We start from the raw sequence: 6552 nt of genomic DNA, 5'->3' as shown, positions 1-6552 counted from the left end.
ATCCTGAGGAACTCAGGAAGATCTGGGTGGGATGGCATGACACCGGTGCACCCATGCGCCAGAAGTACGTGCGCTTCATCGAGCTGCAGAACATCGGTGCGAAGGAGCTGGGCTATAAGGACACCGGCGAGCTGTGGCGCGCGGGATATGACATGACTCCGGCGGAGTTCTCCGTCGAGCTGGAGCGCGCCTGGACCCAGTTGCAGCCGCTCTATGACGAGCTGTTTACCTACGTCCGCACACGGCTGATCGCGAAGTACGGCAAAGCGGCAGAGCGCGCCGACGGAAAGATTCCCGCGCAGCTGCTCGGCAACATGTGGGCACAGGAGTGGGGCAATATCTATGACATCGTCGCTCCAACTGATCCGAAGCTGGCGCAGTACAAGCCGGTGAACCTGGAAGAGGCATTGAAGAAGCAGATCGCGGCGAAGGATCCGGCTGCGGCAGCGGCATTCGCCTCCGGCACGGACCTGACAAGCGATGCCGGCCAGGACGCGAAGACGGCAGCCGGTAAAGCGATGGTGCGCTACGGTGAAAGCTTCTTTACTTCGCTCGGATTTCCGGCTCTGCCCGCCACCTTCTGGGAGCGCTCGCAGTTTATCCATCCGCGTGATCGCGATGTCGTGTGCCACGCTTCGGCCTGGGACCTGGACTCGGTCGACGACTTGCGGGTAAAGATGTGCATTGAGGTGAATGACGACTACTTCACCACCGTGCACCATGAGCTTGGACACAACTTCTACCAGCGTGCCTATAACAAGCAGCCGTTCCTCTTCCGAGGCGGAGCGAATGACGGCTTCCATGAGGCGATCGGCGATGCAGTTGCTCTGTCGATTACGCCCTCTTATCTGAAGGCGCTGGGATTGAGCGAATCGGAGCCTCCTGCCGAAGCCGACATCCCGCTGCAGCTGCGCACCGCACTTGATAAGATCGCGTTCCTGCCCTTTGCGCTGGCTCTCGATAAGTGGCGCTGGGGTGTTTTCTCCGGCGAGATCAAGCCGGCGGACTACAACAAAGCCTGGTGGGAGCTGCGGGGCAAGTACCAGAAGGTCGCCCCACCGGTGGATCGCTCCGAGACCGACTTCGATGCGGGAGCAAAGATGCATGTTCCCGCCAACGTGCCCTATGCCCGTTACTACCTGGCGCGCATCTATCAGTTCCAGTTCTACAAGGCGATGTGTGACGCCAGCGGTTATAAAGGGCCGCTGAACCGGTGCAGCTTCTTCGCATCGAAGCCGGCGGGTGACAAACTGGCGAAGATGCTGGAGGCAGGACAATCGCAGCCCTGGCAGCAGACCCTCAAAGAGATGACCGGCAGCGATCACCTCGATGCGCAGGCGATGGCGGACTACTTTGCTCCGCTGTATGAATGGCTAAAGATGCAGAACGCAAAAAAATAAGCTAACCGGTAGCGCTTCCCTCTGTCTAAGTCACAAGCCGGGCCAATTGGTTCTAAAAACGGGAAGAATTGACATACGAATCATTTCGTTGCAGTATTACGAAGTGATTCGTACATTGATTCTGTTTCCGGATGCTGAGTAGGGAGGGTTCCGTTCGATGAGAACCGCGCTGCGTTTTTTTGCCTTGTCTATTTGCCTTTGGGCAGCCGCACTGATTGCGCAGGCTGTGCCGCATGTCTCGCAGGTTTCATTGACGGCGCTCGATACCTCCGGTGCTGCGATCCCTGGTGCATCGGTGCATGTCTCTCCGCAGGTAGGGGAAGATCGGCAGACCGATGGTCAGGGAAATGTGACGCTACCGTTACCGGCCGGAAGCTATGACATCACGATCAAAGCCGATAACTTTCGTGAACGGACAATGAAGAAAGTGCTCGTTCTCGATGGCCGAACCACGCCGTTGTCGGCGGTCTTAGTCGTCGCAGGCGAAGACGAAGTCGTCGAGGTCTCTGGAGAGGAGCAAGTCTCGAACGACAGCAGCTCGAACAAGAGCGCCCTGGTCTTCAAAGGCGACAAGCTCGATACGCTCTCTGACGATCCGGAGATGATGCAGCAGCAGCTAACGTCGCTGGCCGGTGGCGATCCCACCAATCCTCCGCAGCTTTATGTGGATGGCTTTGCCCACGGAGACCTTCCCCCGAAGGAGAGTATCCGCGAGATCCGCGTCAACCAGAATCCGTTCTCGCCTTACTACGATCAGTTCGGCGGCGGCCGCATTGAGGTCTTTACCAAACCGGGAGCCAATAAGCTGCACGGCAACATTGCCAGCAACTTCGGTGCACAGGCGCTCAACGCCAACAATCCGTATGCGGCTTCGGTGTTGCCGTATACGAACTACTATCTCGATGGCGGTGTGAATGGCCCACTGGGCAAGAACAGCTCGTTCTACTTCACCTGGCAGCAGCGAGGTGTTTCGGCGAACCAGGTCATCAATGCGACCGTGCTGGACTCGAGTCTGAATCCGGTCAATGTGCAGCAGACCATCGCCAACAAGCGGTCGGTGCAGAACGATTCCATCCGGCTCGATCACCAGTTCGGCAAGAAGAACACTCTGATTGGGCGTTACAGCTACAGTAGTGTCCTGGTACCGGCCTCAGGAGCGGGGCAGCTGGTGCTGGCTTCGCAGGCTTACCGGAACAGTGTCCGGACAGACACCTTCCAGCTCACCGATACGCACATCTTCAGCCCTAAAGTAGTGTTGGACTCCGCAGTACAGTACCTTCGCAGCAAGACGAGCAGCGATGCCACGTCGAATACACCCTCACTGATCGTGCAGGGTTCCTTCAGCAGCGGATCCAATACTATCCAGCAGGAGCACGATCACCAGGACCGTATCGAGCTGCGCGAGGAGGCATCGATTTCTTTGGGGAATCACTACCTTCGGACCGGCCTCCGCTATCGCTGGTATCACGATTCGAATCTATCGAGAGCCGGCTACAACGGCCAGTTCATCTTTCCCTCACTGACCGCCTATCGCATTACCCTCGATGGCATTCAGCGCGGCCTCACTCCGGCGGCCATTCGCGCAGCCGGCGGAGGAGCAACGCAGTTCTCACTGACCGCGGGTACTCCGACAGCAGAGGTGAATACTGCGGACCTGGGTGTGTACTTCGATGATGAGTGGAAGCTGAACCGGAATTTTACGCTGAACCTCGGCATTCGCTTCGAATCGCAGACAGCGATTCCTGACCATTTCGATCCAGCACCTCGCGCGGGCTTTGCCTGGTCTGTCCTTCATCATGGAAAGGCGAAGGAGCCGTTCTTCGTAATCCGCGGCGGCTTCGRCATCTTCTATCAGAGGTTCGATGCCGGTAATATCCTCCGCACCTATCGCCAGAACGGCGTGACTCAACAGGCATTCATCGTTCAGAACCCTGACTTCTACCCCAACATTCCGCCGGCTTCTTCATTGCCGCAGTATCTGAACACCGTCTACCGGCTCGATCCAAATCTGCGGTCACCGATGCAGATGCAGGGGATGGTTTCGGTCGATCACAGCCTGGGCAAGTACGGCTCTATCTCGGTGCAGTACTACCAGCGCAAATCCACACACCAGTGGACCTCGCTGAATATCAACGCGCCATTGCCCGGTACATATGATCCATAGGCGTTGCCCGCCAGGAAGGCAACGTCAACTTCAGCACCAGCAGCGCCTCGGGTTTCTTCCCGTCGAACTCGTATAACCTCGGCGCCGACTACGGCAGGCTGGCTGGCTTCTCTCCGATACGCTACTTCGGCGGAGCGAACTGGAAGCCCGGCTGGGGCACAGCATTCAATGTCTTCATGTCCGCCTGGTCGCAGTCGAACTTCAACATCACGACCGGCACTGACCTGAACGGAGACGCGCAGTATAACGATCGGCCTGCGTTTGCGACAGATCTGACGAGATCTTCAGTAGTGCGAACAGCGTGGGGTAACTTCGACACCAAGCCGATGGCCGGGCAGACTATCATTCCCATCAACTACGGCACGGCGCCGGGACTGTTCTACATGGAGTTGTACTTCAATAAGAACTTCTACTTCGGCAAACGACCGGAGTCGCCGAAGGACACTGCGAAGGAGAAGCTGCCACAGAAGCCATATCGTTTCCAGGTCGGTATTGGCGCAGACAATCTGCTGAATACGAACAATCCCGGTGCACCTGTGGGTGTGTTGAGCTCGCCGTATTTCGGCAGATCTATTTCACTGAATACGCCGTTCACGAACAACAGCGCAGCGAACCGGGCGTTATTAATGCGGGGTGCGTTTTTCTTCTGAGTTGGTATGGAACGCGCCTTCAGCGCTCTTTAGGTTCGATTGCGCCAGTTTCCGGCAACTGCATCGCGAGCAACGCTGCGGGGCTCAGATTCTCACCACTCCAACGTAATGAAACATGAAGGTGTGGCCCTGTGACGCGTCCTGTCGCTCCGGAGAGGCCGAGTAGCTGGCCTTTCCTCACCATCGCTCCTGCCTTCACCTGCAGGCGCGAGAAGTGCATGTAGATGCTGAAGAGCCGATTGCCGTGATCGATGATGACGCAGTTGCCTTCCAGAAACATGCGTTGTGCCAGCACGACGCGGCCTGCGTTCAGCGCATGGACAGGAGTGCCGGGGCGTGCGGGAAAGTCTGATCCTCGATGGATGCTGATTTTCTTGCCGTTGAAGACGCGGTTGTCGCCGAAGTTGTCGAAGACCCTGGAGGCAACCGGAGCGGCAAAGCTGCCGGACCACAACGGTTGCGAGGCAGAGCTTGCAAAGGCACGCTTCTTTGCCGCCGCATCTCGCTCCATCTGCCGTTGCGCTGCGGGACTGGGCGCAATGAAGGCCTTCGCAACAGAGAGTGTGCTGGAGTGGAAGTTCGCTGCGGCTACCTGTAGCTCCTGCGTTGTGTTCAACGCTGCACCACCCGCATAGGTGCCACTGATCGCGAAGGGATACGATGCCGGCTCCTGTTCGACATCGGCTCCGGCGATGGCGTACCAGGTGCGGCTATCGATCGCAGGAAAGAAACCAAGCTCTTTGCCAAGCCAGGTGGCTGTGACGCGTGTTGCGGGGCGATCGAGCGTGAGTGTGAACAGTACCGGCGAACCCTGTTCGATGTGTTGCGGCTGCCAGGTTAGTGTCTGCGCGTTGAGCGCGGAGGCGGCAAGTGTCATCAGAATGACGAGCAGGCGATACCGGGTCATATCTCTACTGTGCACGAGACGATGATCTACATCCACTCGCTTCCGTATTGCACCGGAATCTGGGTGAAGGCGATGCGTGTCGGTGCGGAGTCGCGGGCCGACATCATGCCGGCCAGATGCACGGTGGTGTGGCCGTGTTTCAGGTTGATCTGATCGATAGCTGTGGAGAGCTGGGAGCGCCGGTCCTGATCGGCAAATAGGCCGGGATTGTGGTGGGACTCCGGCAGCAGGCGGCCCAGCGTGACACCGACGAAGAATGGCTTTTCGAAGTCGGGTCCCTGCGGCCGCTTCTGCCAGAGCTTCTGCAGGACTTCCAGTAGCGTGAGCGTATCCTGCGCATCCGGGAAGCGGGCCTCCATTCCCCAGCCGGTATGTTTCAGACCGGAGAAATGTTGTTTTGACCGCAGGCGCTCTGCCTGTTCACGGTTCAATGCAAAACGGACGTGGAGCGCCATGGAGCCGGCATAGAACTTCTCCATGCGCAGACGCATGGCGGCTTTATGCAGCAGCTTGTGGGCGACCGCCCAGGATCCGGGGATGGTGCGATGTTCCGGCGCAAGAACGTGAGAGTGGCCGAGAGACTTCTGGATTTCGCTCGGCACGGGCGCCCCGTCGTCGCCAGTGACGTGGCCGCGAAGCCAGTGATAAAGGCGGTCTCCCCATACAGAGTCCCAGAGCTTATGCATTCCGTGCCGATCCAGCGCCAGGAGTTGCGGCATGGTGTGGATACCCTGCGCATTTAACCGAGCCTCGGTGCGCGCACCCACACCGGGAAGGTCACGCAGGTCCAGGTGCGCGATGGCGCGCGGCAGCTGCGAGGGGAGCAGGCCGATCAGGCCATCGGGCTTCTGCATGTCGCTGGCGATCTTTGCCAGGTAGCGGTTCGGCGCCATGCCGATGGAGCAGCGCAGCACCTCGCCGACATCCTGATAGATCGCCTGCTTGATGTCGTATGCGATGCGACGCGCATTCTCCGGCAACTGTTCGCGGCCCATCAACTGACAGACCATCTCATCGATAGAAGGTGTATGCGAGACGGGACATACGCGTTCCACCGCTTCCGCAATGGCGTGGGAGAACTTCGCGTACTCGGTGTGACTACCTTCGACGAGGATGATGCCGGGGCACTTCAGCTTGGCCTCGCCGACAATGGTGCCGGTCTTGATGCCGAAGGCCTTGGCCTCATAACTGGCGGCGATGCAGGCGGTGGTATCGGAGTTGGTGGGAACAACGGCGAGCGGGCGGTTGCGGTACTCCGGATGAAGCTGCTGCTCGACCGAGGCGAAGAAGGAGTTGAGATCGATGTGCAGAAAGACGAACCGGTCCTCCGGTATGCGGAACTCGCCGGATTGGGGCGTGGCCGACATGGCAGAAACTGATTATATTCTCCTTTTCTTCGCTGGAATTGTGGATGGATAGACGGCACACTCA

At 58.5% G+C, this 6552-nt stretch carries 5 protein-coding genes; 3 read left to right on the top strand and 2 right to left on the bottom strand.

The window, feature by feature from the left end; genetic code table 11:
- The 3 genes from AB4043_RS18255 to AB4043_RS18245 all read left to right on the top strand — a co-directional run.
- The coding region (locus AB4043_RS18255; protein ID WP_442307715.1) for a M2 family metallopeptidase at nucleotides 1–1400 on the top strand (1400 nt) is incomplete at its 5' end.
- A 157-nt stretch (nucleotides 1401–1557) separates the two neighbouring features.
- Nucleotides 1558–3564: a carboxypeptidase regulatory-like domain-containing protein gene (locus tag AB4043_RS18250; protein ID WP_442307714.1), complete on the top strand. Its 2007-nt coding sequence runs from the start codon at nucleotides 1558–1560 to the stop codon at nucleotides 3562–3564.
- 176 nt (nucleotides 3565–3740) lie between these two features.
- On the top strand, nucleotides 3741–4214 hold the full coding sequence (locus AB4043_RS18245) for a hypothetical protein (protein WP_442307713.1): 474 nt from the start codon (nucleotides 3741–3743) through the stop codon (nucleotides 4212–4214).
- Between the two features lie 19 nt (nucleotides 4215–4233).
- Here AB4043_RS18245 and AB4043_RS18240 read toward each other — a convergent pair whose 3' ends face one another.
- Together AB4043_RS18240 and AB4043_RS18235 are read right to left on the bottom strand one after the other, a co-directional pair.
- Nucleotides 4234–5121 carry a M23 family metallopeptidase gene (locus AB4043_RS18240; RefSeq protein ID WP_442302236.1) on the bottom strand — a complete coding sequence of 296 codons (888 nt, stop codon included), beginning with the start codon at nucleotides 5119–5121 and terminating at the stop codon, nucleotides 4234–4236.
- Nucleotides 5122–5147: 26 nt separating this feature from the next.
- Nucleotides 5148–6488, bottom strand: coding sequence for a DNA polymerase Y family protein (locus AB4043_RS18235; protein WP_442302237.1), 1341 nt, complete (start codon nucleotides 6486–6488; stop codon nucleotides 5148–5150).
- Between the last annotated feature and the right edge of the window lie 64 nt (nucleotides 6489–6552).

This window comes from Terriglobus sp. YAF25 (assembly GCF_052113305.1).
GTDB lineage: Bacteria > Acidobacteriota > Terriglobia > Terriglobales > Acidobacteriaceae > Terriglobus.
Note: the sequence above shows the minus strand (reverse complement) of the source record. Positions and strands in the feature narration are given on the sequence as shown.